Raw genomic sequence first — 25195 nt, forward strand, 5'->3', positions numbered from 1 at the left:
ACTCAAACCTGTCATCCACCCCCTGTCTAACAATACGAAAAACTGAGGCGACAACTATCCTGACACAGGGGGATGAGGATGCTGAAATAGCTTATTTGTGGGGCGACACTCAGCCGGGCAGGCTGCGCGGAGCATTGCTGCGTTTGCCCGCCGGATTCAATGGGGCGCTGCAATCTGACTCCGGTACACTTCGCGCCGTTGTGGTTTCTGGCGGTTTAACCTACCTCATGCCCGATGGAGGATTAGAAAAGGCCCTGACGATGGGAGGGTATTTTGCTTCCGAAGCTGAATTTACGCACCCCGTTAAAGTGGACCCGCAGGAGCCTTTGGTATTGTATCTTCGCAGTCGTGCCGGGGTCAGCCTTGCCACAACAGACTGACAGTGGTATTTGGATCTCAGGCTGAGATATCTGAATATCAGAGGAAACGGTCAGATATTGGAGAACAGGTCGTCATCGGTTGCCGTTTTCCCGCTGGTGTCTGGCCTGGCTGAGTCTGAAGTTTGGCTGAGTTGCATGGCTTGCCACCACTGTTCAGAGGCCTGTACCTCACCGTTTTCATCCAGTTGTGGTATCGGCAGGTGTTTGGCTTTAGCTTGCGCAAAAAGCGCGGGGTGACAACCCTCAAACAGCAGGGCATTGAGATCTTCATCGGAGATACGGACTTTATCGTATAAACCGGCGTTTTTTCGTTGTTGCTGTGCCTCATACAAAATGAGTGCAGCGGCCACCGAAACATTCAATGACTGCACCATACCCATCATGGGAATAACAATTTCCTGATCGGCCAATGCGATGGCTTCTGCACTGGCGCCGTGCTTTTCCTGACCCATCACAATTGCGGTGGGGCGGGTATAGTCAATGTCTCTGAAATCCACGGAGTTATCTGACAGGTTGGTGACCAACACCTGCATGTCTTGCTGTTTAAAGTGCTGATGGGCCGTGTCGATACTTTGATGTTTCAGGTGTCTGAGCCAACGCTGGGTACCCATGGCGGTGCCCTTTCTGAAATAGGTGTGTTCGTTCCAGACAATATTGACTTCGTGAATGCCCACCGCATCACAGGTGCGCAGAATGGCAGAGACATTTTGGGGTTTGTGAATATGCTCCAGACACAGAGTCAAATCCGTCTGGCGCTTTTGCAGTACGGATTTGATGCGTTGGAATCTTTCCTGAATCACGAAACGAGCTGGCTTAGTCTACCAGCTCCAGTACGCCGTCAATTTCAATTTGTGAGCCCTTGGGTAATCCGGCTACTTCTATAGCGGCGCGGGCCGGGTAAGGCTGTTCGAAGTGCTGGCTCATAATGTCGTTGACGATAGCAAATTTACCCAAGTCGGTCAGAAAGATATTCACTTTCGCCATTTGTTGAAGCGAGCCACCGGCCGCTTCACACACTGCCGTCAGGTTTTTAAATACCTGTTGTGCCTGTTCGGCAAAATCATCGGACACCATTTCCATGGTTTCAGGCACCAGCGGAATTTGACCCGACAAATACACAGTGGTACCCACTTTGACCGCCTGGCTATAAGTGCCAATGGCTTTGGGGGCGTTTTCGGTATGAATGATCTCTCTGGACATGCGTGGTGTTTCTCTTAAGTTGTGCTTTTCGTTTTGCTGTGTCGGGATACCGATTGCACTTCCGGCATATTGCGAATTTTACGCAAAATATTGGCCAGATGAATGCGGTTGCGACAGGTCAGCTCCAAATCAATGTAATAGATATTACTTTCTTTTTCTTCGGTCTGTAAGCTGATGATGTTGGAATCTGTAGAAGACACGGTATTGGTCAGGGTTGCCAGCGTACCTTGTCGGTTAATCAGCTCTATACGCACGGCAGCTTTAAATTCGCCACTGGTGTGTTCTTCCCACTGCATCGGCAGCACCCGTTGCGGCTCTTCTTTGCGCAATTTACGGATATTGCGACAGCCGATCTGGTGGATCAATATGCCTTTACCGGGACTGAGTACCGCCAGAATTTCATCTCCGGGTATGGGGTGACAGCACTGAGAATAGCTGACCAGTAACCCTTCGGTGCCTTTGATAGCAATATTCTTGTGTTTATCACTGAGCATATCACTGTCCTGCGAATCACCGATAAGGCGGCGGGCGATAATGGCACTCAGTTCGTTACCCAGACCTATGTCTTCCAGCAGCGAAGTAAAGTTGTCGTGCTGGGTTTCCTGCACCACCCGGTTTTTGTCTTCTTCCGGGATTTCATCCAGTTTGATTTTACCCAACGCATGGCGCAACAACCGGTTGCCCATCTGGATTGCTTCTTCGGCGTGTTGCCGCTTGAGGTACTGGCGAATTTGCGTTCGGGCTTTGGCGGTGACCACAAAGTTAAGCCAATTGGCATTGGGATTGGCTCTGGGCGAGGTGATTATCTCAATCGTCTGACCGTTCATCAGCGGTTTGTTCAGCGAATAGGTTTTTCGGTCTACCCGCACACCGACACAGGAGTTGCCCACGTCGGTGTGTACCGCATAGGCAAAATCCACCGCCGTGGCCTGCATCGGCAGTTCGATTATACGGCCATCCGGGGTAAACACATAAATTTCGTCCGGGAACAAATCTGCTTTTACGTGCTCGATAAACTCAAAGGAGCTGCTGGCACTTTGCTGCAATTCCAGCAGTGACTGCATCCATTTTCTGGCACGGGCCTGAGCGGTGCTCTTAGTAGCTTTACCCTGATCTTTATACATCCAGTGGGCTGCCACGCCTTTGTCGGCCATTTCATCCATATCGCGGGTTCGGATCTGAATTTCCACCGGAATACCGTGGGGACCAATTAACGAGGTGTGTAACGACTGGTAACCATTGGTACGGGGGATTGCAACGTAATCTTTGAATCTGTTTTCGATTGGCTTGTACAAACCATGCACGCTACCCAGCACCCGGTAACAATCATCAACGGTGTTAACGATGACCCGAAACGCGTAGATGTCCATGATCTGGTTGAACATCAACTCTTTGCTCTTCATCTTGCGATAAATCGAGTAAAGGTGCTTTTCCCGTCCGCTGACTTCGGCTTGTATCTGCTTTTCCGCCAGACGACTGATAATTTCCTGGCGGGTATTTTCAATGATTTCGCTGCGGTTACCGCGGGCTTGCTTAACGGCCGATTTCAACGCCCGGTAACGCATGGGATACATGGCTTGAAAACCTAAATCTTCCAGTTCATTTTTAATTTCGTGGATACCCAGGCGATTGGCAATGGGCACATAGATTTCCAGGGTTTCTCTGGCGATACGGCGGCGTTTATCAGGACGCAACGCTCCGAGGGTGCGCATATTATGGGTGCGATCTGCCAGTTTGATCAGGATGATGCGGATATCTTCCACCATGGCCATCATCATTTTGCGGAAGTTTTCTGCCTGGGCTTCTTCTTTGCTGCTGAACTTGAATTTATCCAACTTGGAAACCCCTTCCACCAGTTCGGCAACCGTTTCACCAAATCTGTTGGTCAGGCTTTGCTTATCGTGATAGGTATCTTCGATCACATCGTGCAGTAACGCGCCCATCAGGGTTTCGTGATCCATGTGCATGTCGGCCAGAATGCCGGTGACAGCAACGGGGTGGGTAATATACGGATCGCCGCTGGAGCGCTGTTGCCCGTCATGGGCATCCCTTGCAGCAATATAAGCCTGTTCTACCAGTTCAACCTCTTCGGGCGGTAGATAATTGGCTATTTTTAGTTTTAGTCCCTCGAATAAGTACAACTGAACGCGGTCTTTTAGTGATACATAGTGACAGAATACGAGGATTTTAGCAGGATGCAAAGCCTAAATGCTGAAGCTGCTCAGCATTTAGGCAAAGTTGGTTGATCGCTTACGGCTGATCGGCAAGAATGCTGGCAACAGAGGCGAATTCCGCTTGCTCTGCTTCCTGTTGTTCCTGAATTTCAGCCTGATCCATGCGCTCAGAATTGATCAAACCTTTTTCAATTTCGCGTAAAGCAAGAACCGTAGGTTTGTCATTGCTGGCGGGTACCAGTGGCTCTTTACCTTCAGTTGCTAATTGACGCGCACGACGTGCCGCAACTAACACCAGGTCAAAGCGACTGCCTACTTTATCTACTGCATCTTCTACAGTTACACGTGCCATCTGTTTCTCCGAGTCGGGTTACCGTAATGTGATACGGAAATAATGAATACTTGTTTTTTCAAAATCAAGCTAAGTCAGCTGTGCTTTTGAAAAAGGTTGCGTAGTTTACTGACTTGGCGGGCTTTTGCCAAGCATAAAGCTCAATTGTTAAGCACTTTTTATTGGGATTCGTCCAGTAACGAAGAAAATAACGCCTGATAACGCAAAACCTGTTTTTCTTTACGCAAGCGGTTGGCGCATACAATGGCTTCCAGTTCTGCCAATGCAGTATCAAAATCATCGTTGACTATGATGTAATCAAACTCGTGGTAGTGGGAAATTTCCGACACGGCTTTGGCCATGCGTTTTTCGATCACTTCGTCTGAATCCTGCCCTCTGGCCTTGAGCCGTTTGCGCAGTTCTTCCCGCGACGGTGGGGCGATAAATATGGTTTTGGTATCCGGCAGTAAGGCTTTGACCTGGCGGGCGCCCTGCCATTCGATATCTAAAAACACATCCACACCGTGCTGCAAGGTCTCAGTAATGTTGCGTTTGGCAGTGCCATAGTAATTGTCAAAGGCCTGGGCCCATTCAAAAAAAGCTTCTTCCTTGATCAATTGCTGGAACGCCTCTTTGCTGACAAAGTGGTAGTGCTTGCCGTTCTCTTCTCCGGGTCTGGGATTGCGGGTGGTATGAGAAACCGACACCTGTACCGGATGGCGCTCGTCGGCGTGATTCTCCAGGAAGGCTTTTATCAGGCTGGATTTTCCAGCACCTGACGGCGCTGCAACGATGTATAAATTACCGGGTGTATTAGACATAAGTCGAAATTTCTTAAAAAAATAGGGTTTCAGGCTGGTCACAGCTGTACAATCTTAGCATAATTTGCCGCACAGTTTCTTCAGCGCAAACTCGGCGCGTTGAAGTGGTCCAGGTAATAACACTCATAATAACAATAAAGCGCCGGAAATGCCCAGGCACAAGCAACAGGAAAATACTATGTCAGACGAACTTTTACCCTATGTTGAAGTTAACCCAAGCCAAACCGCTGATGCGGTGGTGATCTGGTTGCACGGATTGGGTGATTCCGGTAATGGTTTTGCGCCGATAGTGCCACAACTGGGATTGCCGTCAGATATGGCGGTGCGATTTGTATTTCCTCATGCGCCGGTGATCCCGGTTACCATTAACAATGGTATGGAAATGCGCGCCTGGTATGATATCAAAACCTTATCCTTTGAAGACCGGGCCGACATGGTGGGGGTTGAGCGGTCTGCCGCTCAGGTAGAGCAACTGCTCCACCGTGAGATTGCCAACGGTATCGCTCCGGAGCGGGTGGTAATGGCCGGATTTTCTCAGGGCGGTGTCATTGCTTATTATGTGAGTTTGCGTCAGCAGCAAAAGCTGGCGGGGGTCTTAACCCTTTCCACCTATATGTGTGATGCGGATCAGAGTCGTAAAGACTGGCAGGACAGCAACAAAGATACCCCGTTTTTTGCTTCCCATGGGGCCTACGATGAAATGGTGCCGATGGCACTGGGTAAATCCGCCTATCTGAATTTAAAAGAAGCCGGTTTTAATGCCCGTTTCGAACAATACCCTATGCAACACAATGTACATGGACAGCAGTTGCAGGACATTTCTGCCTGGTTACAGGACGTACTGAAATAACGTTCGATTTTTTAAGGTTATAAAATTTACCATAATTGCCACCTTGTGCTAAACTTGCTGCATTGCAACTAACGGGCAATGTCATGAGAGTTTTAGCGAAGGCAATTATTGCACTGCTGATTATCTTTGTTTTTGAATCCCTGACCGGGTTCGAGCTGTTTCGCGACTGGCGTGAACTGTCACTGGACAATATTGTCCTGGACATGGGCTGTTTCGCCGTGGCCTGGGTAATGGCGATTTTAATACTGAAGCTATTTGATGCCACTCTGCAGGAGCAAAGAGCGTCGATAGAACAATAGCCGGCCAGTTTGACCGGCTTAACATCTCTTACTGATCGCAATGATTACTGATTGCGATAACTTGCGAACAAATTAATGTCTGAAGTGGCGCATACCGGTAAATACCATGGCAATACCGTGTTCGTCTGCTGCAGCAATCACTTCCTCATCACGCATAGAGCCACCGGGCTGAATAACCGCTTTGATACCTGCTTCGGCAGCGGCATCAATACCGTCACGGAACGGGAAGAAAGCATCAGAGGCCATTACTGAACCAGCGACTTGTAGATTTTCATCCGCAGCCTTAATACCGGCGATCTTGGCGGAATAAACCCGGCTCATCTGGCCGGCACCCACACCAATCGTCATTTTGTCTTTGCAGTAAACGATAGCATTGGATTTAACGTATTTCGCTACTTTCCAGGCAAACAACAAATCATCCAGTTGTTCTTCGGTGGGTTGCACCTTGGATACGACCTGCAGGTCGTCTTTTTCCACCATACCAAAATCGCGTTCCTGCACTAACAAGCCGCCGTTTACGCGCTTGATGTCATGCTCGTCGGTTAACTGGCCTTGCCAATCACCACACTCCAGAACCCGTACGTTTTGCTTGGCAGCCAGTACCGCTTTGGCATCATCAGATACGACCGGTGCGATAATCACTTCCACAAACTGACGATCGATAATGGCCTGAGCTGTGTCTTTATCCAGAGTCTTGTTAAAGGCAATAATGCCACCAAAGGCCGAAGTGGGGTCGGTTTTAAAAGCGCGGTCATAGGCTTCTAAAATGTTGTCGCCCAGGGCTACACCACATGGATTAGCGTGTTTCACGATCACACAAGCCGGTTGTTCGAACTCTTTAACACATTCCAGTGCGGCATCCGTATCTGCAATGTTGTTGTAAGACAGTTCTTTGCCTTGCAGTTGCTGTGCTGTGGCAACGGACGCTTCCTGAATGTCGGTTTCAACATAAAACGCCGCTTCCTGATGGCTGTTTTCACCGTAGCGAAGATCCTGCTTTTTAATAAACTGCTGATTGTAAGTACGTGGAAATTGCGTGGTGCTGTCTTCACCGTATACCGCAGTACCAAAATAGTTAGCAATCATGCCGTCGTATTGCGCTGTGTGCTCAAAAGCCGCAATAGCTAAATCAAAACGGGTGTTATAACTGAGCGAACCCTGATTGTTGTCCATTTCTGCGATGATGTCGTTGTATCTGGCCGCATTGACCACAATGGCAACATCTTTATGGTTTTTTGCTGCTGCACGCACCATAGTCGGACCACCGATATCGATATTCTCAATGGCATCTTCTAACGTGCAATCGTCGTTTGCTACTGTTTGAGCAAAGGGATACAGATTCACAACAACCATATCAATCGCATCGATACCGTGCTCTGTCATGACCGCTTCGTCTTGTCCGCGACGACCCAGGATGCCGCCGTGTACTTTAGGGTGCAGGGTTTTAACCCGGCCCGCCATGATTTCCGGGTGACCGGTGTATTCGGATACTTCGGTGACCTGCAGGCCGTTTTCAGCAAGCAATTTCGCTGTACCGCCGGTGGACAGGATGGCGACATCACGCTCAGCCAGTGCTTTGGCAAATGCTACGATTCCGGTTTTGTCTGAAACGCTCAACAGGGCGCGACGAATAGGTTTAGGTGTTTCCATTTAAACAGCTACCTTAATGACTCAGTTGGTTTTGACTAAATAGTCAGGAATAGTGGAGGATAAACTAAAAGAGCACCCTAAGGTGCTCTTTTCAATAGTATAGTCAATTCGGCTTAGTTCATGCCGTATTGCTTTAATTTTTTGCGCAGAGTACCACGGTTGATACCCATCATAAGTGCTGCACGAGTCTGGTTACCACGAGTGTAAGTCATGATCTCTTCCAACAAAGGCGCTTCAACCTCAGCCAATACTAAATCGTACAAGTTGTCGATGTCAGTGTTGTCTAATTGCTTAAGATATTTGTTAACAGCCTGTTTTACAGAATCACGCAGAGGCTTTTGAGCCTGTGTTTGAGAAGGCGTAGTTACTGTAGTTGTGAATGGAGATGTAACGTTTTGATCGAACATATACCGTCTTGCTCTTTTCCTGGTTAATTTATGCTGCCGCTGAATCAGCTGAAACCAGGTTGGTTTCTGACTGTTCAATCGCCAGCTCTTCAAAAAATGCCTGCAATGCCGCAATTTGATGATGTGCATCATCAATGGCATTGAAAGCCCGGCGGAATGATTTGGAATCATGCTCCGCTAAATACCAACCCACATGTTTGCGGGCAATTCTTGCTCCCATCAGTTCACCGTAAAATTGGTGAACGTTCTGAATGTGCTCGATTAGCACATCCCTTACTTCGGACAGTGCAGGCGCGGGAAGTTGATTGCCTGTTGCCAGGTAATGATTGATAGCGTTGAATATCCAAGGATTGCCCTGGGCACCTCGCCCAATCATTACTCCGTCTGCCCCGGTGTAATCCAGAACGTATTTGGCTTTTTCCGGTGAGTTAATATCACCGTTTGCCACCACTGGAATGGATATTTCCTGCTTTACTGCTTTGATTGTGTCGTATTCTGCGTCACCTTTGTACATGCAGGCCTTGGTACGACCATGTACCGCCAGTGACTGAATGCCATTGCGTTCAGCAATTTTGGCGATGTCTACAGCATTACGATTTTCGGTATTCCAACCGGTGCGAATTTTTAATGTTACCGGCACTGACACAGCAGCAACGACAGCACTAATGATTTCTTTCACCAGTGTGGGGTATTGCAGTAAAGCGGACCCCGCCAGTTTTTTATTCACTTTTTTGGCCGGACACCCCATATTGATATCAATAATCTGGGCACCGTTTTGCACGTTAAATTGTGCCGCCTGAGCCATCAGGTGAGGTTCTGAGCCTGCGATCTGTACAGATCGTATGCCAGTTTCACCCTCGTGGTTCATGCGTTGTTGGGACTTTTGAGATTTCCACACATCGGGGTTGCTGGATAACATTTCTGAAACCACCAACCCGGCCCCCAGACGATGACAAAGCTGTCTGAAAGGGCGGTCAGTTACGCCAGCCATCGGGGCAAGCAACACATTACTAGCGAGTTTAAATTGTGCTATTTGCATTCCCGACTCTTGTACAAAACTGTGTAAAAAATACCCAAGTCCTCAAAAGGGCGCTAAGTGTACGGACTTTTTTCTCGTTTGAAAAGGCTAGATTTTAAACAAATTGTACTTTTTTTTGACGTCAAGCGGGTTGACAGCGCTTTTTATCGCTTTTTGCCGCTTAATCTTGACCATTCGTCCAGGAATTGGGGGTCATCCATGTCAAAAAACTCACTGTAAAGTGTGTTCAGTTCTGCTGCCTGACTTTCCAGTATGCCAGACAACACCAGCTGACCGCCGGATTTACACTGACCGCTGATTAATTCCCGCAACTCCCGCAGCGGGCCGGCCAGTATGTTAGCCAGTACCACATCAACAGGTTCGTCTGGTTGGTCTTCGGGTAGGTAAAGTTCAAAGTCCTGTTCGCATTGATTGCGTCGGGCATTTTCCTGCGTGGCTTGTAGCGCCTGGGGATCGATATCCACACCAATCACCCGTTTGGCCCCGAGTTTGATAGCCGCGATGCCTAAAATGCCGGAGCCGCAGCCAAAATCCAGTACGGTTTTGTCGGATAAGTCCTGTTTATCCAGCCATTGCAGACACAGGGAAGTCGTAGGGTGAGTACCGGTGCCAAAGGCAAGACCGGGATCCAGCATAATATTTACCGCATTGGGATCGGGAATGTCACACCAGCTGGGACAGATCCATAATTTGTCTCCAAACTGCATGGGCTTGAAGTTGTCCATCCATTCTCTTTCCCAGTCTTTGTCTTCCAACTGATCCAGGGTGTAACTGAATTCCTCACCCAGTACCTTGCTTTGAGTCATTCTTTGAATAACCCCTTGCATATCATGATCTGCCTCAAACAAACCGATGACAGTGGTATTGGGCCAGAGCACCAGCTCACCCGGCTTGGGTTCAAACAGGGGGCTGTCTTTGGCGTCGGTATAGGTAACGGCCTGTGCGCCGTTGCCGCTCATCAGAGAAGAGACCGCTTCGGCATCTTTTTCAGTGACGTCGATTTTTAATTGAATCCAGGGCATGAATTCTTCAATCCTTATGTTTAAACTAATTGCTATTATACATTGATTAGCCTGGATAACCTTTTGTCGAAGCAGAAAAATACCAGTCATGCCCAGCATTATGTGGTGGGCTATGGCAGCCTGATGAGCCATGACAGCCGCTTTCGCTACAGTCAGATTGATGCGGACGCCATTCCCGTGCAGGTGAGGGGTTGGCAGCGTGCCTGGAATATGTGTTGCCCGGACAACAGTTATACCTGTGTAGGCGTGATACCCGGTACTGAGACTCAGGCGGTGAATGGTATGCTGGTGCCTGTGGCGGAAATTACCCCCCAGTTGCGGCAACGGGAGCAAAGCTATCATTTTGTACAGATAGACCAGCAACAGCTTCAGTATCATGGTGTGGCCGCTCAAAACGACATCATGGCGAGTTTAAATGATGCGGTTATCTGGATTTGTCAGGTCAGTGAACCTGCCGCTGCCAGCCAGTCACATCCGATTTATCAAACCTATGTCGATACCTGTCTGTCCGGTTGTCTGGAGCATGTCAGCGAAGAGTTTGCGTTCGAATTTATTGAAAAAACCCTGGGCTGGGCGGAACACTGGGTTAATGATCGCCATGCACCCCGCTACCCGCGACTGGCGAACATCGACCTCGAGATGCAGCGCCGTATTGATGGCCTGCTGCAATCCGCCGGTATTTTAGCGCTGCGCAAGGAGGGATGATGAGCCACTATATGCACTTTGACACCGAGCGTTTGCAGGTTAGGCCACTGACAGAACAGGACGCGCCTGGCATTCTGGCTTTGAACCTGGACCCCGATTGGAAAAAATACATTGGTGATCGGGGGGTTTTTGATCTCGCCAGTGCCAGAGGTTACATTAAAAATGGCCCGGCCCGCATGTATCGGGAGTTTGGGTTTGGGGTTTTGGCGGTAAGGGAAGCCGAAACGGGGGAGTTTTTGGGCACCTGTGGTTTGCTGAAAAGAGACAATCTGGCCTCGCCGGATATCGGTTTTGCCTTTTTACCCATCGCGCGTGGCAAGGGATATGCCTTTGAGGCCTGTGCAGGGTTATTGCACAGTGTCAGGCAACAGGCGCAATGGCCACATATTGAGGCGTTGGTAACTCCGGAAAACGCCGCGTCTATAGCGTTGCTGAAAAAACTCGGTTTTCAGTATCTAAAAAATCTGCCTGACTTTGACCCCAACAAAGACACCGATCTGTATCGACTCACGTTATAATAAAATTATCCCACCCTATACCGAAAGAGAATTTAACTATGCAACAATGCTTGTCAGCCGTCAGTATCATTGTTCCGGATTACGATGAGGCAATTGAATTTTACTGCCAGAAATTGAACTTTGAATTGCTGGAGGACATTGATCAGGGCAGCAAACGCTGGGTCACTGTGCGCCCCAAAGGGGCTTCTGAAACCCAGATCGTACTGGCACAACCGGGTAATGAGGCACAAAAAGCATTAGTGGGTCAGCAAGCTGCCGATCGCGTCTGGCTGTTTTTGCAAACCGATGATTTTTACCGGGATCACGCGGCTATGCTGGCGAATGGGGTGGTGTTTTTAGAAACGCCGCGTGAAGAACCTTACGGTATTGTCGCGGTATTCCAGGATTGCTTTGGCAACAAGTGGGATCTCATTGAGAAACGCCAGCGCCAGGGGTAATCACCGGCATCACGCAGGTAAAGCAGGTGCCCTCAGCCACTGAACTGTTGTAGCTAATCGCACCATCGTGATTCATCACGATTTGTTTTGCGATGCTAAGCCCAAGGCCAATGCCTTTGCCCGCTTTTTTGGTGGTATAAAAGGGTTCAAAGACCTTGTCACCGATATCCACGGCAATGGCCTTACCCTTGTTTTGCACGGTAATTTTTAGTTCCTGGTTGTCAGTTTGGCTAAACTCGATGGCAATATCTGAGGCCGACATCGTGACCGAGGTATCTTTCATTGCCTCCAGTGCGTTGTTAACTAACTGCAGCAACAGCAGTTCCAGCTGTGTCGCGTCCATTGTTACCTGCAGGTTGTCAGGACGTTCGCAGATTAAATGAAACGGGATTTGTAGTTGTATCCTGACGTCGTTCAGTGCGCGTTTTAACAATCCGCTTAATTCAAACTGGGTTTTCTGACAATCGTGTACCTTGCCGTAGCAACGAATCATCTCGGATGCGTGGTGTCCCCGCTCCACCATGCCCAGGATTTTCTCAAAAACTGATTTAACCTGTTCAGGGGCATCGGTGGTCATCATCTGAGTTATCTCAACCATGCCTCGGATATTCGCCAGGATACCGTTGAAGTCATGGCCAATGCCCCGGCAAACCTTTTCAACGGCTTTTTTACTGGGCGGTATCTGACTGGGTCTTTCAGGACGTGATTGCAACTGCTCACACTCAGCCAGCAGCGTTAATGCTTCCTGTAACAAAGCCGCACTTTGCTCTGCCGGAGCATTGCTGGCTTTAGCAATAAACTCGCTGATATGATGATCCTGCATGCCAGGGCTCCGTTGACCGAAATTAAAACTGATGGCTTATGATCCAGATTAGTATTTAAAGGCAAATATGCAAATAGGGAGAATTACCTAAAATCAATATCCTCGCCGTCCCAGGTCAACAGCCTGGCCTCAGGGCGTTTGCGCTCGTTGCTGAAATCCACCAGACCGACTGCGCTTTTACTCACCAGGGAGCTGCGTTTATTTTTCCTATCGGGGTAGCGGGTGCTGATTTTTAATCGGCGGCGCTTGGTGAACCAGTTCAGTGGCGAGTGATGCCCGTAGAGCCATTGATTCATGGCGTCTAACTTACTCAGTAGCGTTACCGGAAACTGGTTGCAAAAGCCACTGGTTGTGATCTGATGAATGCTGGGGCTGGAGTCTTTAAAACGCAAACGGATATCGTAGACAAAGGAATAGTGCACGTCTCCGGAGAGGATCACAAACTGTTGTGCGGTTTCGGGCTCTTTAAAAATATCCAGCAACACTCTGGCGGTACCCTGATGCGCCATCCAGTTTTCCGCATCCACGGTCAGAGCCTGACCAAAAAAAGTGAAAATCTTCTGAATGGCTTCTATGACTTTCACGCCAAATATGGGGGCGGGGGAGACAATCACGACGGACTGCTCACCGGTAACCTGTTGCCGCAGTTCCCGGAGCCGCTCCCAATCCAGCAAACCTGAGGGTTGAGCCGCGTTTTCCTCGGAACGCCAGCGATGGGTGCGGGTATCCAGCACAACGATTTTGGGCTGAGTGGCAATTTGATAATGCCAGTCATCCCATTCGAACAAGGCATCAATGACCTTGTTGTGTTCGGTGATGCCGGCACTGGTGATATGAGGTTCCACTTCTTTCAGTAAAAATTCGAATTGCTCCGGGTTATTACCGAGTCCCTGGCAGAGCATATAGCCAAACAAGGCATTACCGATAATGCGTTTAGAGAAGGGGTTGCCATAGGCTAACTCTTCCCATTCCCGGGTCAGGTTCCAGTCATCGGTGACGTCGTGATCGTCAAACATCATGTACACCGGGATATGGGCCAGTGCCCGGCGGATCTGCGGCAGGGTCTGAATAAATTGCAACAGTGATTGTTGTTCCTGCTCGAAATTTTGCCTTTCAGATTCGGGCATTTTGCTGCTGTCAAAATGGATATCCTGCCAGCAGGTTTCAGACCAGACCATAAAGTACATTGCCATCACTTCTGACAAGGTGATCAAATGGTTCTTGGCGTTGACCGAGGTGAAAATAGGTTTGCGCTTGGCGCCGAAAAAGGTTTCCTGCACTTCTTCGTTTTCATCACTGTGGGGCAGGAGTTCGGTTCTTTTGTAAAAACAATCTTCGTGCTGCAGTAATTCTTCGTAGTTGCTGACTTTGGCCCCGGAAAACGTTTCCGAAAACAATTCATAACGGGCAATAACCTGATGAATAGCCTGCAAAAATGGACCTGCCACGTCATCCACGTAGACCTGGTCACCGGACATCATCAACAGTGATGCCGGCAGTTGGTTTTGGCTCAGGCACTCAGCCAGGTGTTGATCGACGCGAATCAGTGCATCACCTTCGTCATGGTGGGGTTTGCGACAGGAGCCGTGCAGCACCTTTCGCAGTGTCGCTTGCCAATACACCCTGGGCTTGTCAAAGCCCGGGTAACAGAGATCCGGCGCGACATCGGCCAGGTGCAACTGAGTATTCTGAAACTCAAAAATCAGATCGTAATCCAGGCCAGTATCAGGGGGAAGTGGCTGACTGAAATCAATAATGTGGTGAAATACAAAAGCTTTATTTCCCACCTGATGGCACAGTTGTCTTTGTTGGTATTCAGGTGTTGCGGATTGCTGTCGGGCATTGCTTAAAGCAGCATGAACCGGCACCTGATAATTACTGACATACCAGAGTACTAATTGGTGGCTGTCCAGCTTTCTGACAATGGGACCGGCAATAAGGGTAAAAGGCGCTTGTGAATCAGTCATGTAATCCGGTGAGTTCTCTTAATAATTGGGTATCTTCCTGAACCTGAACAGCATAACTCAGGCACACTTCCAGCAGTTCATCCAGATAGTCGGGCAAGTGTTCAGCAACGGCTTCTTCGAATCGAACCGAGCGCCGGTCGCCGCGACTGTGGGCTTTGGCTAACGCCTGAGCACAGGTTTGGGTGTATTGCAGCAGCGCTTCATCGGGGATATCTGCGTGAAAACAGACGTCTTCCGGGGCAATCCCCACTTTAGCGTGATGCCGGGATCGAACCAGCCAGTGAGCGGCACGCCATTCAACTTCATCCAACACCAAATCAGGGCGTCTTTGCATGCGCCGCTGACAACACACCGTCAGATGGGCTGGGTTGAGTCGATTGACGGGCGACAGGGTTTCAAAGTGAGTCAACGGCGCAGCAATGCGTTGCTCTTTCACCTCGACGATATGGCACAGTTTGAGATCTTCCTGGTCGACGTAGTCTTTCGGGCCAACCAGCAGATAATAGCGATCCATATTAATGCTGCCCGTGCCGGCACCAAGGCGTTTAACGATGTCTAAAATACTGTCGTCTACATAAGGCGAGAATACTTCACTTAACTCCCGGTACAGTGATTCGTCAATAGCGGAAAATTTGGTGTTTTCCAGGTTAAAAACTGGCACAAATCCGCTGCAATCCACGGCTTTGGCAATGGCACTTTTGCTGTAAAACTGTTTACCACCTGATGCGCGCTTTTGCGCTTTTTTGTAAAAGCGGCGAAGCACATGTTGTTTGTCGAAGTCGTTGAGCACGGCATTGCGCAGGCTGCCATCTTCTGCCAGAGCCTTACAGTGTTGAACATAAGTTGCCAAAAATGCCTGAATTGCCAGGATAGCACCTTCGACACTGGCGCAGGCTGGCAGGTTGCTGCCCGTGAGTTCCTCGGAGCTAAACTGACCGGTTTTGATACCGTCACAATATTGTTGGGCCAGCAAGATGCTGATACAAAAGCGCACCAGATCCCAACTGCTGTGGCCCAGGCAGGCGTCATCAAAATCATTGGGTGCAAAAATAACAGTATCGCCGTGCGAGCCTTCTTCAGTGAGCAAGCCAAAATTGGACAGATGACAGTCGCCCTGCACCATAGTTAACGGGATTGAAGTTTGAATCTCATTGGGTATCGACAACAATCCACTGGCGATGTCGTCATAAAACAATCCGGCAGATCCGCGAAAAAAACGAAACGGGTTGGCTGCCATCTTGAGATGCTTCTCAATGGCGTTACCTCTTTCCGGACAGATCCCATCGGCTTTTTGCAGCGCAAATAAGAGTTGTTCTTCCCGATTCATGATGCTGTGTACCTAAATTTAACCTCTGTCAAACCTTAAACTAAAAGTCTCAAATTTGAAAACCTGGAAAGCGACAAATAGCGGATTTCTGATATTTGTAACTTGACCCGCTCATGCTGCACCTTTATAAAACCAGCAGACCGGAAATTAATTGCTGCGGGAAGTTGCATGTTGTTCAGATATAAATTGTTGTTACCCTGGTGTTTGACTTTGATACTGGGAGCCTGTCAATCCACCAAAACCGATCCTCTGATGGGCACAGCCGCGAACCCTTTGCCAGTTGAAAGCTACTGGTTAACCGAATCTGCAGGTGGGGTTATGTTGGACCCTCAGACATCCGGCCTGACGTTGTGGCGCAACGGGCGACTGGTGACAATCGCCGATGGCAGTGCGCACGAATCTCAGGTGTTGAGGCTGATTGTGCTGGACGCACAGCAATTTCAGGTTGAGAAAAAGTACCCCATGGTGGTGGCCCCGGAGATTTTGCAAGGTTGTTTTGCTGAGTATATGAGCAAGCGACCCGACCTGGAAGCGCTGGTGGTGGACCCCGATGATGACCGGGTTTTTTATACCGTCACAGAGGATGCTTCCAGATATAGTCTTAGCCCGGCGTGTGCAGAAAAGTACCGCCAAACAGGCTCAACGGAATATCCCACCTTGTTGGTGCGCCTGGCGCTGGACGATGAGGCTGAACAGGTAACAGTTACCCACGTCAGACCCCTGCAATACAGTGCGGCGATGCAGGTGGGTAATCATCCCAATGACGGCATAGAGGGCATGAGTTTTGGCTCCGGACGTACTTTGTATTTAGGGCTGGAAAAAGATGCTTTGTTTCAGCCGCGTATATTTTCCGTGGAACTCAATAGCGAGTTTTGGAACAGTGTTGAGTTTGCCAGAGTAACCGACGAACAGTTGCTGTTACCGGTTTTTAGCGACCAGATCCCGCACCCGATAAATGCGCTGACCTACGTGCAGCAGGGGGATAATGGCTGGCTAGTTGCAGCTGCAAGAAACGACAATGAGTTGTGGCTGGTGGACCCCGAAAAGAAAAATTCGACCCGCAGAATCAAACTGAGTTTTCTGGCGAAAACCAGTGATACCAAACAACAATGTGCTGAATTTACAGCGATGAATAATTATTCCATAGAAGGGCTTGCCGGTGGCAATGGGGTGTTGTGGTTGGTTAATGATCCCTGGAAGGAAAATTATCAGAAGAATATACAGTGTCAGGCTGATAAGAACCGCTACGACGCGATGGCGCCTTTGCTGTCTCAGATACTCATTGAAACCTTGTTTACCAATCCCTAGGGTTATTTTGCTAAGTCTAAAGGCCTGCCAATGCAGGCAGGCCTGACTTATTGTTTGAGTTCTTGCAAATTGAACCACTCATGCTTTTACAGAGTAGCTGCAGCTTTTTCCAGATAGGCCAGTACTTCGTCGGCTTTAAATTCTTTAGAAAACTCAACTAAATCTTTACCGTTACAGCTCAGATTTTGCGAATCCAACAATTTGCGATAAACATCTTTTTTCGACATTGCAACAACACCGATTTTGTTTTTAAAGCTGTTGTGGATCAAACGAACGTTATCCTGTGTTACTGCGCGACAAAAGCTGGCAAAAGATTTGTCACCACGGAATTCAAACTTTGTGTCGTGTGATTCAGTAGCAGAAACCGCAGAACTTAACGCTAAAGTAGTGGCCAGAGCCAAAGTTAGTTTTTTCATGTTACACCTCATAATGAGTTAGTTAGCTAGTGTGAATGTGTTGGATGTTGCCCAACACGATTTATAACTTAATGATTTTTATGAGGAATGTTGTTGTATTACTGTATTGATTTGGTTAACAAAATAAAAAATGAACTGTTAAGTGCTTGTAAAAGCAGCTAAGTCTTTGATATTTAGCGATATTACCAGTTGTTATATTTCCTATTGGAATTAAAAATATTTTCCATATGCAAAATGCATCTATTAAAGCGGGGTAATTGTTAGGATAAACATCCTAAAACGCGCTGAAATTGATGTCTGTTTACAAGCCTGTTACGAATATTTGTGATATATGCCTGCTGGCAGAGGAAGGTATGAGGGGACAATCCCCCTCATAAATCAGATTTTCAGCGCTTTGTCGCCGCGTGACAGACCACAAACCCCGGTGCGGGCTGCTTCTAACACATCGGTAAGTTCAGTGGCTGTGGTAATAAAGGCATCCAGCTTGTCACTGGGGCCCGTTAACTGAATGGTATAGTTACGGGCGCTGACATCGACGATGTTGCCACGAAAGATATCTGCCATACGCTTTACTTCTGCGCGAATGTGTTCGTTGGGTGTGGCCACCTTGATCAACATTAACTCCCGTTCCAGATGGCTGCCCTCTGTCAGGTCCATGACCTTAAATACATCCACCAGTTTATTGATTTGCTTGGTGATCTGCTCGATCACTTTGTCATCGCCATGGGTGGTGATAGTGATCCTGGACAGCGTTGGATCCGTGGTGGTGGTGACACATAAGGAGTCAACATTGAATCCACGCTGTGAGAACAGGCCTACAATGCGGGATAGCGCGCCGGGTTCGTTTTCCAATAATACCGAAATTATACGTCTCATTTAGGTACGCTCCGTTTTGCTCAAGCGCATGTCATCCATGGCACCGAATTTAATTTGCATGGGGTATACGTGCTCGTTTTGGTCCACCCGAATGTCCATAAACACCAGTTTGTCTTTGATGGCCATACAGCGTGCCATGGCATCGTCCAGTTCACTGGGGTGGTCTACGCGCATACCTACGTGGCCATAGGCTTCGGCAAGCTTCACAAAATCCGGCATTGATTCCATGTAAGAATGAGAATGACGCCCTTTGTAAATCATGTCCTGCCATTGACGCACCATGCCCAACGCGCGATTGTTCAGAGAAATGATCTTGATGGGCAAATTATATTGCAGACAGGTAGATAGCTCCTGAATATTCATCTGGATACTGCCATCACCGGTTACCACGGCGGATATGGCATCAGGGTGTGCAAACTGCACGCCCATTGCCGCTGGCAAACCAAACCCCATGGTGCCCAAACCGCCGGAATTAATCCACTGGCGTGGTTTATCAAAGGGGTAATACAGGGCGGCAAACATCTGATGCTGGCCCACATCGGAACTGACATAAGCTTTGCCATCGGTATGCTTATACAAAGACTGAATGACTTCCTGGGGTTTAATTACCTCGGAAGCGGTGGCGTAGTTCAGGCACTTTCTGGATTGCCACTGGCGTATCTGTTTCCACCAATCCTGCAATTTCTCTTTTTGCGTGTCCTGGTCAATGTCTTTGAGGTGATCAAAAAACTGACTCAGGACTTTGTCTACCGCACCGACAATGGGAATATGGGCGTTGACCGTTTTCGAAATAGAGGTGGGATCTATATCCACATGCACAATTCTGGCGTAAGGGCAGAATTTCTCAACATTATTGGTAACCCGGTCATCAAAACGGGCACCCAGTGCAATAATGCAATCGGCGTTGTGCATGGTCTTGTTGGCTTCCAGGGTGCCGTGCATGCCTAACATACCTACAAATTGTTCATGGGTGCCTGGGAACGCGCCCAGGCCCATCAGGGTATTCGTTACCGGGGCATTGAGCATTTCGGCCAGTTTGATCAGTTTTCTGCTGGCCCCCAGGGCACCACCACCGGCGTAAACCACCGGGCGTTTTGCCGCTTTAATGGCTTCAACCGCTTTTTTGATCTGCTTGTTGTGCCCTTTTTCTGTGGGGTTATAGGAGCGAATTGAGAAATCTTCAGGGTATTCGTACGGGTGAGATTCCTGAATATTGACGATGTCTTTTGGCAAATCGATAACCACCGGACCAGGACGACCAGAATTCGCAATGTAATAGGCTTTGGCGATCGCTACCGGAATATCTTCCGCTTTTTTTACCAGGAAGCTGTGTTTCACGATGGGACGAGAACAGCCCACCATATCTGTTTCCTGGAACGCATCTTCACCAATATGCTGCGAAGGAACCTGACCGGACAGCACCACCATGGGGATGGAGTCCATGTAGGCCGTCGCAATACCGGTAATGGTATTGGTGGCACCCGGACCGGAAGTAACCAGTACGGTACCGGTTTTTCCTGTTGAACGGGCATAACCGTCGGCCATGTGAGCAGCAGCCTGCTCGTGGCGAACCAGAATGTGTTTAACATCGTCCTGAGCAAAGAGGGCGTCATATATGTCAAGTACGGCACCACCTGGGTAACCAAAAACATATTCAACACCAACATCTTTTAGTGCCCTTACGACCATCTCGGCACCGGACATCATTTCCACGGATACTCTCTCCTGATAAGGTAATTATTTAGGGTTTGGGCGGATCTTACGGGACTGAGTTTGAATAAGAAACCTGGAAAGGAATAAAAGTGAGATTTGTATCCTAATATTCAGTATAAATGGGATGAATGTCCTATTTCACCCCTTTGTAATCCTAAATTTTAGGCTGTGGTCCTAAGCTTTTGATGAAAGTTAGGCTGGTTATTCTTCGTTAGTGTCGATGTCGATGTCCTCATCGGCGCCCAGACTAACGCTATCTTCATCATTGTCTTCCACATTGGCCCGCTTGCCATAAATACTGGCCGTGCGAGGCCGACCAATGCGAGCCATATATTTAACCCAGGCTTTTTCTGTGGTATTCGCGGGTTCTTTTTGGCCGCTGGCCACCGCAATCAGATTGAAATCTTCATCGTTCTCCGGATTTAACGAGCCGGAAAGCAACGCGTTTATCAGCGTACCATAGTGACTCAGGGCTTTCGCTTCAGAGATAGAGAAATCGCCGGAGCGGGAAAAGCCGTAGGGGTAATTCTTCGGATCATGGTATGCGCGAGTTAATAAATCAGAACGGGTTGCCTTAGCCATAATGCAAATTCCTGATAAATATATATTGTCAAAGTACAGTGAATTTTTAGGCCGAAAACGGGCAAGAGTCAAACCCCAAAAGGGGCTTTTTTTTAGAACTTTTTTTGACAGTTTAAAGCGATGCAGAATGGTTTGTATCTAAACAAAAAGCCCCGCCGGATTGGGCGGGGCTTTGATTGTTAATCGAGGTGATTTTAATTACTCAATGCTGAAGTTTAATCCCAGGAAGAAGTACCGACCTCTGATGCTGACAGGTGTCGCATATGAGGTAATAAAAGGTTCTTCATCCGTCAGGTTGTTAACCCCGCCGTAAACCAATAGCTCATCGCTTAACTGATAGGAGAAGTTTACGTCATGCAGGTAAACTTCATCCATAAACACGGCGCTGCCATAACGAGACATTGCTGTGTCGATTTCCACAAAGTTAACTAACTGCTCGCCCTGATACTGGGTTTGCCAACCCACTGTCAGATCTCCTGTGGTCCATTCCAGGTTAAAGTTACCTGCCCACTCAGGACGTTGTACTTCCCCCAGCTCCACATCTACTGCCTCTGGATTGAGCGGATCGTTGAACTGATTCAGTTCATTCACCTTGGTTCCAGCCAGGGTCAGATCAAATTCATGCTCACCGTAGGTGAAGTCATAGCCGAATGAAAAGTCGTAGCCGTCGGTTTCCAACTTGGCGAAGTTAATCGATGTGGCTCTCATAAAGTTAAAGCCACCAAAGAATATGGAATTTTCGTCATCGTTTCTGCCCAGTAACTCACAGAAATTTTGATTCAGTGCAGGACCTTCAAAACAGCCTCTGGCAATGTCGTCTCCGCTCACTTCGGAAATCGCATCTTCTATTTCGATACTCCAATAGTCAAAAGTCATATTGAACCCATCCAGAAATTCCGGACGGAACACAAAACCGATGGTCTTGGTGTCTGCCGTTTCTTCCTGCAATTCTTCATTACCCCCGGTTACACCACCGAACGCCGCTGATAACGGATCGTCAAAGGTATAATTGCCTTCGTCATCGAAAGGGTCCAGTCCAATGCCATTAAAGTAGGTGACACAGTTGGCTTGTGTCTGGTCTGCCAGGGTCGTTTGTCCACCTTCGCGCAGTGCGTCAATTTGTGCTCTGGCGCAGGGATCGGCAGGGCGGAAGGTGGTACCAATTTCAGGCCCATAGAGTTCGGTAATGTTAGGCGCACGCACCGCTTCAGAAATACTGACACGGAAGGTTAAATCTTCATAGGGAGCCCAGCGCAAGTTGGTTTTCCAGGTACTGGAAGAGCCAATGGTGGAATAATCGGAATAGCGTATCGCGGCGTCAACGGTCAGTTCCTCGGCAAAGGTTTTACCTTCCAGTAGCGGAACCGAAACTTCCATGAAAAGGTCGTAAACGTCGTATTCACCGACTTCATTGCGGGTAGTTGTTTTCGGGCGGAAGGTGAGTTTGGTGTTGCCTGATACCTCAGAAACATTCACTCCTGTGCCATAGGGGTTACCTGCAGGCAGGTTACCCAATTGCCAGTCATCATAACTTACAGATGATTCTTCTTCGCGGTATTCAGCACCCGCAGCGAATACGACTGGGCCAGCCGGTAACTCGAACCAGTCGGATAAATCACCGGAGATTGATGCCGAATAAACGGTTTGTTCCAGTTCAATCATGTCGCGCTCGGTAGTGGTTAACCAGTCTACTGCGCCCTGCGTGATACCACTGGCTCCTGCCCAGATGTTTAACGGTACACAACTGCCATCGCCTGGTGTAAAGGTGTAGTAGCCTGGGTCATAGTCCGGAATATTAAACGGCGTGCCCTGAGCTGGGGCGTCGGCATCGACATTGACACGGCATGTGGCATCCCCGGTAGTCGGATCGGTTACAGCATCAATCGCCGCCATGAAACGGTCCACGATAACTGCATTTTCTATTTCACTTTCGCGTTCAAATTTACCCCAAACGATACTGGCGTCATAAGTCCAGCCGTTCTCAAATTCACCATTGATTCCCAGTACTGCACGGGTTGTTGTTCTCTCATGGGTCTGAATACCGGACCCTATACCGATGGGATCGATAGTAATTGCCACACCGCCAATTTCCTGAGCGACAGGACGAATGAATTCCGGCAAAAACGGGTTGTCCGGCGCGCCGCGCAACAGATCCCAGAAAGAAGTGGGTTGCGTGGTACTTTGTGTTTCCTGATGGGCATGTTTCAATTCCCAGGTGAGCTCTGATGAAGAACCCAGCTCATAATTTCCTATCAGGTTAACGTTAATTTTTTCTTCTGGGGTCAACAGGAAACTGTCGAACTGCTGTATGGTATTGAATGAATCGCCACCAAAACCTTCTGTTCCCGAGCCACCGGCTACCAGACCATCCTGAATCACGCGATATGATCCATTGGGGTCCACCACCCAACAACCACCAATGTTACCAAAACTGTCACCGAGCGGGGCGTCATAAGCTGTGTTGGAACTGTTAAATCCAGACCAGGTATCAAGGCAGTCCGGTACACCATTGTTGTTCAGGTCAACGTTGGTAAATTCGTCAAAGCCTGCAAAGGTATTACCGTTTCCTGGCACAATATAGCCATAACCCGAAGTGAAGGGGAAGGTACGCCCCGGTAAAATTGCGCGGCTGGGAGCCGCCGCCGCTGCGGCTATCAATGCCATTTCTGCATCGGTCAGGTTGGGAGCGCTGCCATATAAATTTGAATAAAAGTCGATAAAGTCTTCAGCAGAGGGAATGGCGTGGCCATAATTAACAAAGCCGTTGTTCGGATTATAAAACTGGGCGAAATTTGGCATAGTGGCAGCATCTATCTGGCCAATCTGAAATCTTTTTGCCGGATTTCCCCAGTCTCGTCCTGAGCCCACAAATACGCCATTGTCACGTTCTTTGGCTCTTAAGCCTTGACTGTCGGCATATTCTACATTGATTGCGACATTACCCTTATCGTTATCGAAATTAAGGCCATAGGTTGCTGAAAGTTGCAGTTGTTCTGAATCGCCCTCTGAAGAGATACCTTGCTGCACGTCGAAGTCGAAACCTTCAAAATCCTTTTTCAGTATAAAGTTTACAACACCGGTTACCGCGTCTGCACCGTAGATAGCCGACGCGCCGCCGGTCAGTACTTCAACGCTGTCCACTAATTTGGTAGGGATGGAGCCAACGTCTACCGCTGCGCTTCCTCCGGAACCACCAACATGGCGCCGTCCGTTCACTAAGACTAATGTTCTTCTGGAGCCCAAACCTCGCAGGTTCAGAATATTTGCCCCTTCTTCGAAGGCGGTATCGCCATCATTACCACTTTCTGAATTGGTGGAGCTAAATAGTGCCGGAATGTCATTGACTACATCGGTGATAGAGAATTCACCGGAGTTACGGATATCTTTGCCGTCAATTGCCTGCACCGGTGAAGGGCTGGCCAGGTTAGGATCGCGTGCTATACGTGAACCTGTCACCATCACGCGTTCTACACTGGCGATTTCGTCGTTTTCTTCTTCCTGGGCAAGGGCGTTGGGGGCTATCGCCAGGGTTGCTGCCATTGAGCTATAGCATAGCCCTTTCACAATGGCGGTATTTAGCCGGGACAAGGCAAATTTTTTCATGGTGTGCTCCTGAGAGTGTGTCGTGTCTTCAATTGCTAAAAGCAACATTTTGTTACAAATGCTGCGTTATTCTTATTGTTGTTATTTTAAGTTTCTTTATTCCCACTAAAGGATAATTAGCATTTTTGGGGCCTTGATCAAGTCCAGAATTAGTGTGTTTATTGCGTATATGGGGAATTATTCGAATATTTATTCTGTTTGTGCCGGGATTTGATGAAGGATTATTCATGGCAAATATTGCCCTGCACCAAAATGGAACGTTGGATTAATGCCGTGCTGTTTTCAAACGCCTTGCCTGATAGCGGTTGCATCACAATGGTGCTCTGTGCGCTAAATTAGTGAACCCGTATATTAAATAATTATGCATTTCGTCAATTATTCAAATTTTTTGTCATTTATTTTAAATTTTGACTGAATGTCTTGCTAATTTGTTACCAGATGTGAAAGCAGATGCTTATTTTGATGGTTTGACTAATTAAGCGAAAAGGCGAAAATGTGATCCGGCACGCCCGGGTGACAGTTAATTGTTAACCGTGTTGCTTAAAAAACGGTTTTTAGGCGTTGCAGGGCTTATCCTGTGTCGATTTAGAATTGGAGTGAAAAAAGAGAATTTGGAGCGGGAAACGAGATTCGAACTCGCGACCCCAACCTTGGCAAGGTTGTGCTCTACCAGCTGAGCTATTCCCGCGTATTGAGACTTCCTTTAAAATCGATTCTGGACTGATTCGATTTGCGGCGGAGCGTTTT

24 protein-coding genes and 1 tRNA gene are annotated in these 25195 nt (G+C 48.4%); 7 read left to right on the top strand and 18 right to left on the bottom strand.

What is annotated here, in order from left to right:
• Positions 1-380, top strand: a 380-nt coding sequence (locus AC0J20_RS09685) for a DUF4437 domain-containing protein (protein ID WP_473021516.1), incomplete at its 5' end; no start/stop codon positions are given.
• A 50-nt stretch (positions 381-430) separates the two neighbouring features.
• Here the strand turns inward: AC0J20_RS09685 and trmH are convergent.
• The 5 genes from trmH to gmk all read right to left on the bottom strand — a co-directional run bounded on the left by trmH (position 431) and on the right by gmk (position 4906).
• A complete protein-coding gene (trmH, locus tag AC0J20_RS09690; RefSeq protein WP_473021517.1) occupies positions 431-1180 on the bottom strand; it encodes a tRNA (guanosine(18)-2'-O)-methyltransferase TrmH in 750 nt (249 codons plus the stop codon).
• Between the two features lie 13 nt (positions 1181-1193).
• Positions 1194-1580: a RidA family protein gene (locus tag AC0J20_RS09695; protein WP_229531019.1), complete on the bottom strand. Its 387-nt coding sequence runs from the start codon at positions 1578-1580 to the stop codon at positions 1194-1196.
• Positions 1581-1594: 14 nt separating this feature from the next.
• Positions 1595-3721 carry a bifunctional GTP diphosphokinase/guanosine-3',5'-bis pyrophosphate 3'-pyrophosphohydrolase gene (spoT, locus tag AC0J20_RS09700; RefSeq protein ID WP_473021518.1) on the bottom strand — a complete coding sequence of 709 codons (2127 nt, stop codon included), beginning with the start codon at positions 3719-3721 and terminating at the stop codon, positions 1595-1597.
• Positions 3722-3830: 109 nt separating this feature from the next.
• Positions 3831-4106, bottom strand: coding sequence for a DNA-directed RNA polymerase subunit omega (rpoZ, locus tag AC0J20_RS09705; protein ID WP_229531021.1), 276 nt, complete (start codon positions 4104-4106; stop codon positions 3831-3833).
• A 158-nt stretch (positions 4107-4264) separates the two neighbouring features.
• Positions 4265-4906 carry a guanylate kinase gene (gene gmk, locus AC0J20_RS09710; RefSeq protein WP_229531022.1) on the bottom strand — a complete coding sequence of 214 codons (642 nt, stop codon included), beginning with the start codon at positions 4904-4906 and terminating at the stop codon, positions 4265-4267.
• Between the two features lie 178 nt (positions 4907-5084).
• Here gmk and AC0J20_RS09715 point away from each other — a divergent pair, with 178 nt between their 5' ends.
• Both AC0J20_RS09715 and AC0J20_RS09720 read left to right on the top strand, forming a co-directional pair.
• The gene (locus AC0J20_RS09715) at positions 5085-5756 is read left to right on the top strand and encodes an alpha/beta hydrolase (protein WP_229531023.1); all 672 of its coding nucleotides are present in this window, start codon (positions 5085-5087) and stop codon (positions 5754-5756) included.
• 83 nt (positions 5757-5839) lie between these two features.
• Entirely contained in the window at positions 5840-6055 is a 216-nt protein-coding gene (locus tag AC0J20_RS09720) for a hypothetical protein (RefSeq protein WP_229531024.1), read from the top strand.
• A 72-nt stretch (positions 6056-6127) separates the two neighbouring features.
• On the opposite strand, the gene purH is transcribed toward AC0J20_RS09720, so the two are convergent.
• The 4 genes from purH to prmA all read right to left on the bottom strand — a co-directional run bounded on the left by purH (position 6128) and on the right by prmA (position 10173).
• A complete protein-coding gene (gene purH / locus AC0J20_RS09725) occupies positions 6128-7705 on the bottom strand; it encodes a bifunctional phosphoribosylaminoimidazolecarboxamide formyltransferase/IMP cyclohydrolase (protein ID WP_229531025.1) in 1578 nt (525 codons plus the stop codon).
• A gap of 113 nt (positions 7706-7818) precedes the next feature.
• Positions 7819-8112 carry a DNA-binding transcriptional regulator Fis gene (gene fis, locus AC0J20_RS09730; RefSeq protein WP_229531026.1) on the bottom strand — a complete coding sequence of 98 codons (294 nt, stop codon included), beginning with the start codon at positions 8110-8112 and terminating at the stop codon, positions 7819-7821.
• A 28-nt stretch (positions 8113-8140) separates the two neighbouring features.
• Positions 8141-9151, bottom strand: coding sequence for a tRNA dihydrouridine synthase DusB (dusB, locus tag AC0J20_RS09735; RefSeq protein WP_473021519.1), 1011 nt, complete (start codon positions 9149-9151; stop codon positions 8141-8143).
• Between the two features lie 143 nt (positions 9152-9294).
• Positions 9295-10173, bottom strand: coding sequence for a 50S ribosomal protein L11 methyltransferase (prmA, locus tag AC0J20_RS09740; protein WP_229531028.1), 879 nt, complete (start codon positions 10171-10173; stop codon positions 9295-9297).
• A gap of 63 nt (positions 10174-10236) precedes the next feature.
• On the opposite strand from prmA, the gene AC0J20_RS09745 reads away from it, so the two are divergent.
• The 3 genes from AC0J20_RS09745 to AC0J20_RS09755 are packed head-to-tail and all read left to right on the top strand — an operon-like array spanning position 10237 to position 11833.
• Entirely contained in the window at positions 10237-10878 is a 642-nt protein-coding gene (locus tag AC0J20_RS09745) for a hypothetical protein (protein WP_473021520.1), read from the top strand.
• Positions 10878-11396 carry a GNAT family N-acetyltransferase gene (locus tag AC0J20_RS09750; RefSeq protein ID WP_473021521.1) on the top strand — a complete coding sequence of 173 codons (519 nt, stop codon included), beginning with the start codon at positions 10878-10880 and terminating at the stop codon, positions 11394-11396. Before AC0J20_RS09745 ends, AC0J20_RS09750 begins: the two co-directional genes overlap by 1 nt.
• 38 nt (positions 11397-11434) lie before the next feature.
• Positions 11435-11833: a VOC family protein gene (locus AC0J20_RS09755; RefSeq protein WP_473021522.1), complete on the top strand. Its 399-nt coding sequence runs from the start codon at positions 11435-11437 to the stop codon at positions 11831-11833.
• Here the strand turns inward: AC0J20_RS09755 and AC0J20_RS09760 are convergent.
• The 3 genes from AC0J20_RS09760 to AC0J20_RS09770 all read right to left on the bottom strand — a co-directional run bounded on the left by AC0J20_RS09760 (position 11805) and on the right by AC0J20_RS09770 (position 15950).
• Positions 11805-12656, bottom strand: coding sequence for a sensor histidine kinase (locus AC0J20_RS09760; RefSeq protein WP_473021523.1), 852 nt, complete (start codon positions 12654-12656; stop codon positions 11805-11807). The two genes, AC0J20_RS09755 and AC0J20_RS09760, sit on opposite strands and share 29 nt — an antisense overlap.
• Positions 12657-12739: 83 nt before the next feature.
• Positions 12740-14623 carry a metallophosphoesterase family protein gene (locus tag AC0J20_RS09765; protein ID WP_229531033.1) on the bottom strand — a complete coding sequence of 628 codons (1884 nt, stop codon included), beginning with the start codon at positions 14621-14623 and terminating at the stop codon, positions 12740-12742.
• A complete protein-coding gene (locus AC0J20_RS09770; RefSeq protein WP_473021524.1) occupies positions 14616-15950 on the bottom strand; it encodes a DUF2252 family protein in 1335 nt (444 codons plus the stop codon). The genes AC0J20_RS09765 and AC0J20_RS09770 overlap by 8 nt, the downstream gene beginning before the upstream one ends.
• Positions 15951-16118: 168 nt before the next feature.
• Between AC0J20_RS09770 and AC0J20_RS09775 the strand changes: the two genes are divergently transcribed.
• Positions 16119-17258 carry a hypothetical protein gene (locus tag AC0J20_RS09775; RefSeq protein ID WP_473021525.1) on the top strand — a complete coding sequence of 380 codons (1140 nt, stop codon included), beginning with the start codon at positions 16119-16121 and terminating at the stop codon, positions 17256-17258.
• Between the two features lie 86 nt (positions 17259-17344).
• On the opposite strand, the gene AC0J20_RS09780 is transcribed toward AC0J20_RS09775, so the two are convergent.
• From AC0J20_RS09780 to AC0J20_RS09805, 6 genes are all read right to left on the bottom strand, one after another.
• Complete coding sequence (locus AC0J20_RS09780; protein WP_229531036.1) at positions 17345-17674, bottom strand: hypothetical protein; 330 nt, start codon at positions 17672-17674, stop codon at positions 17345-17347.
• A gap of 378 nt (positions 17675-18052) precedes the next feature.
• Complete coding sequence (gene ilvN, locus AC0J20_RS09785) at positions 18053-18550, bottom strand: acetolactate synthase small subunit (protein WP_229531037.1); 498 nt, start codon at positions 18548-18550, stop codon at positions 18053-18055.
• A complete protein-coding gene (locus tag AC0J20_RS09790) occupies positions 18551-20263 on the bottom strand; it encodes an acetolactate synthase 3 large subunit (RefSeq protein WP_229531038.1) in 1713 nt (570 codons plus the stop codon).
• Between the two features lie 201 nt (positions 20264-20464).
• Positions 20465-20845: a MaoP family protein gene (locus AC0J20_RS09795; protein ID WP_229531039.1), complete on the bottom strand. Its 381-nt coding sequence runs from the start codon at positions 20843-20845 to the stop codon at positions 20465-20467.
• A gap of 198 nt (positions 20846-21043) precedes the next feature.
• On the bottom strand, positions 21044-24448 hold the full coding sequence (locus AC0J20_RS09800; RefSeq protein WP_473021526.1) for a TonB-dependent receptor domain-containing protein: 3405 nt from the start codon (positions 24446-24448) through the stop codon (positions 21044-21046).
• Positions 24449-25060: 612 nt separating this feature from the next.
• Positions 25061-25136: transfer RNA gene (locus AC0J20_RS09805), tRNA-Gly, on the bottom strand.
• Positions 25137-25195 lie beyond the last annotated feature (59 nt).

This window comes from Planctobacterium sp. R6 (assembly GCF_055755215.1).

Excerpts from the sequence above, each read along its gene's own strand:
- AC0J20_RS09795 (WP_229531039.1), bottom strand. The coding sequence starts at position 20,845 with ATGGCTAAGGCAACCCGTTCTGATTTATTAACTCGCGCATACCATGAT.
- gmk (WP_229531022.1), bottom strand. The coding sequence starts at position 4,906 with ATGTCTAATACACCCGGTAATTTATACATCGTTGCAGCGCCGTCAGGT.
- AC0J20_RS09775 (WP_473021525.1), top strand. The coding sequence starts at position 16,119 with ATGTTGTTCAGATATAAATTGTTGTTACCCTGGTGTTTGACTTTGATA.
- fis (WP_229531026.1), bottom strand. The coding sequence starts at position 8,112 with ATGTTCGATCAAAACGTTACATCTCCATTCACAACTACAGTAACTACG.
- rpoZ (WP_229531021.1), bottom strand. The coding sequence starts at position 4,106 with ATGGCACGTGTAACTGTAGAAGATGCAGTAGATAAAGTAGGCAGTCGC.
- AC0J20_RS09755 (WP_473021522.1), top strand. The coding sequence starts at position 11,435 with ATGCAACAATGCTTGTCAGCCGTCAGTATCATTGTTCCGGATTACGAT.
- AC0J20_RS09695 (WP_229531019.1), bottom strand. The coding sequence starts at position 1,580 with ATGTCCAGAGAGATCATTCATACCGAAAACGCCCCCAAAGCCATTGGC.
- AC0J20_RS09750 (WP_473021521.1), top strand. The coding sequence starts at position 10,878 with ATGAGCCACTATATGCACTTTGACACCGAGCGTTTGCAGGTTAGGCCA.
- AC0J20_RS09760 (WP_473021523.1), bottom strand. The coding sequence starts at position 12,656 with ATGCAGGATCATCATATCAGCGAGTTTATTGCTAAAGCCAGCAATGCT.
- purH (WP_229531025.1), bottom strand. The coding sequence starts at position 7,705 with ATGGAAACACCTAAACCTATTCGTCGCGCCCTGTTGAGCGTTTCAGAC.
- AC0J20_RS09765 (WP_229531033.1), bottom strand. The coding sequence starts at position 14,623 with ATGACTGATTCACAAGCGCCTTTTACCCTTATTGCCGGTCCCATTGTC.
- dusB (WP_473021519.1), bottom strand. The coding sequence starts at position 9,151 with ATGCAAATAGCACAATTTAAACTCGCTAGTAATGTGTTGCTTGCCCCG.
- prmA (WP_229531028.1), bottom strand. The coding sequence starts at position 10,173 with ATGCCCTGGATTCAATTAAAAATCGACGTCACTGAAAAAGATGCCGAA.
- AC0J20_RS09720 (WP_229531024.1), top strand. The coding sequence starts at position 5,840 with ATGAGAGTTTTAGCGAAGGCAATTATTGCACTGCTGATTATCTTTGTT.
- AC0J20_RS09770 (WP_473021524.1), bottom strand. The coding sequence starts at position 15,950 with ATGAATCGGGAAGAACAACTCTTATTTGCGCTGCAAAAAGCCGATGGG.
- AC0J20_RS09800 (WP_473021526.1), bottom strand. The coding sequence starts at position 24,448 with ATGAAAAAATTTGCCTTGTCCCGGCTAAATACCGCCATTGTGAAAGGG.
- AC0J20_RS09780 (WP_229531036.1), bottom strand. The coding sequence starts at position 17,674 with ATGAAAAAACTAACTTTGGCTCTGGCCACTACTTTAGCGTTAAGTTCT.
- AC0J20_RS09715 (WP_229531023.1), top strand. The coding sequence starts at position 5,085 with ATGTCAGACGAACTTTTACCCTATGTTGAAGTTAACCCAAGCCAAACC.
- ilvN (WP_229531037.1), bottom strand. The coding sequence starts at position 18,550 with ATGAGACGTATAATTTCGGTATTATTGGAAAACGAACCCGGCGCGCTA.